3 protein-coding genes are annotated in these 2,402 nt (G+C 42.1%); all 3 read right to left on the bottom strand.

Annotated features, from left to right (window positions below; genetic code table 11):
- Positions 1 to 1,577 (bottom strand): IS66 family transposase (gene tnpC / locus IEW93_RS21640; RefSeq protein ID WP_188741262.1); only part of this gene is annotated, 1,577 nt, incomplete at its 3' end.
- Positions 1,578 to 1,651: 74 nt separating this feature from the next.
- A complete protein-coding gene (gene tnpB / locus IEW93_RS21635; RefSeq protein WP_086904928.1) occupies positions 1,652 to 1,969 on the bottom strand; it encodes an IS66 family insertion sequence element accessory protein TnpB in 318 nt (105 codons plus the stop codon).
- Positions 1,966 to 2,322, bottom strand: coding sequence for a hypothetical protein (locus IEW93_RS21630; RefSeq protein WP_140374535.1), 357 nt, complete (start codon positions 2,320 to 2,322; stop codon positions 1,966 to 1,968). The genes tnpB and IEW93_RS21630 overlap by 4 nt, the downstream gene beginning before the upstream one ends.
- Between the last annotated feature and the right edge of the window lie 80 nt (positions 2,323 to 2,402).

Below are 2,402 nucleotides of genomic sequence, written 5' to 3'. Positions count from 1 at the left end.
TATTGGTCGAGATAATTCCAAGGTAGGTATTTTTCAGGATGCTTTTTTGCATCATCCGCATCTCGTTGCAGTCGCGTAAAGTAATCAAATACATTGATGCCTGCTTCATTGCCTGTTGCTATCATCGACGTGATAACATCGCCAATGTTCGCACCGAGTAAGCTTTTACGAAACATCGCATTTTTTCTATCTCGCACCACTATTTTTAACATCGATTCTATGCGGTTATTATCTATTTTTACCCCTTCGTGATGGCAAAATAAACTCAGCCCGTCATAGTGTTTTAAAAAATAACGGATAGCTTTGCCTAGACCGCTATTTTCTTCAATGCTTTCATTAGTAAAGTGCTTTTCACCCCAACTTTTAATCGCTTCAAGTATGGGTAATGAATGTTGCTGATGGTACTCAAGTCGCTCGCGTGCGGTGAGTTCACGTTCAATGGTTGTCTGTTCATTGCGCCAAACTTCACCATAGAGTGTGAGTATATTTTCAACCTCTTCGGGGAAATGATTAATGACATCGACAAACTGGCGCCTTGCATGGCTATTACAAAGTGATGTTTCAACCTCGCAAGTACTTGGCTGATTACTGGCGAGCGCATCACTCATTAATATCGGTGCGACAGTGACTTGTCGTTTGTAGAGTATGCGGTCGATAAACTCACCTGCGTGCCCAATATTGGTTTCAAATAACACAATATCATGGCCCGTTTTTAAGCTGGCAATCACTCCTGATGTATAAACACCTGAGCGCAAGCGTGTTTTCTCGCTATTACGTACTTTCTTTTCAACTGGCTTGGCGTCAAGAATACGGTGGGTGGTGTCATCTAAGTAATAGTGCTTTGCATCGCCAGCCAACTCAAACAAGTGCTGGTAAACAGGATAAATCGCATCACAGACAAGCTCTACTTGGTCAAACACCGTCGACGCAGTGATGTTGACGCCCAATAGCTTTTGGATGTTGCCTTGACGATAAAAAGGTAGCCCTGCAAAGTATTTATAAATCGCCATTAACGCACGCGCAGAGTAACCATATTTTTGATGACTATTACCGTCATGTAATACTTCATCGGGCAGGTTTGCCGTGAAATAGGCACCACACGCATTGCAACGCAAGCGCTCCATAATATGTTGCTCTGGGGTAAAAGGCGTTTGCCCTGTAATGCGCAACAAACTGCCAGGCTCGACTTTATAGACCTTACCTTTCAAACATTCTGGGCAGCTATCCCCTTTATTTACTTCGTTTAACGCATGTTTGATGATAACCGGTTTGACCTGTGTAAAGTCTTCATCCTGTGTTTTTAGTTTTTTACTTTTCTTGCTGGTTTTTTTCTGTGCTTTACACAGGTCGCTTTGTTTTTCTGATGATTTTTCAATCCCAAGTAACTTACGTAATTTATGCACGGTGATACCGTGGTCAGCTAGCTTGTTTTGTGTTGTTGTTAATGTCAGTAACGCATCAAGCAATAACTGATAATCATCAGCGCTAAGCGCAAGATTATTTTCTTTGGCTTCAATCACTCGCTTGATTAAATCATCGAGAGATTGTGCATCGATATCGTTAAAAGGTTTTGCCACAATAAGCCTTTTGCCTGCGGGAATAAAAAAGAGGATGGAGTATGATCCCATTTAAAATGAAATCAAGCGGTTATTTATAATGGGTGGTAATTCCCGCTGAGCAATTGCCGTAAATGTTTGGCGTCCACGGACGTCATGGCACTATTAATGGTTGGCCAGCCAGAGAACTTGCCCTTAGATAAACGCTTTGTCATCAACCAAAAACCGTTATTTTCATAAGCGAGTGCGCGCACCATGGTTTTGTTACGATTAATAAAAACAAACAAGGTACCAGAGCGAGGCTCACAATGAAGGCGTTGTTTACACAGCGTAGCTAACCCATCAATGCCTTGACGAAAATCAGCGGGCTGGGTAGCAATCAAAATGTCGCTATGACGGGTTAAATGGATCATGATTTTATGGCCTCAATTAACTGAGCAAACCGTGTTTCGCTGACTTCGCCAGATACGGCTAAAGAATTGCCATTGTTGAACTTCAGGGAGATAGAAAGCGACTCGGTTATCGGCGTTGCATTGGGTAGTGAAATAAAGTGATTGGATACATCACTTGATGAGTTGGCGGTAAGCCAAGTATTGAATTGCTCATGACTAATACGCAACTTTTTAACAATGGTTGTTTTTGAATAATGCGGTAAAAGGGCGATCGCTTGCTGGCGCAAATTTTCAGGGATTGCACTACCTCGAGAAGGTTTATTGCTTCGCCACTGTTCAAAGTTAGCGAGGGTGTTAAGGAGTTTATCTGGCATCATTGTGACCGGGTTGATTTAGTTACAATGATTAAATCAGGTTAATTGAAATAAGTTGAGCTACGCTGCCGTAAGCTCAC

This window comes from Shewanella inventionis (assembly GCF_014641855.1).
Classification (GTDB): domain Bacteria; phylum Pseudomonadota; class Gammaproteobacteria; order Enterobacterales; family Shewanellaceae; genus Shewanella; species Shewanella inventionis.
The sequence above is the reverse complement of the archived record's forward strand: the minus strand, read 5'-3'. Positions and strand labels throughout refer to the sequence as shown.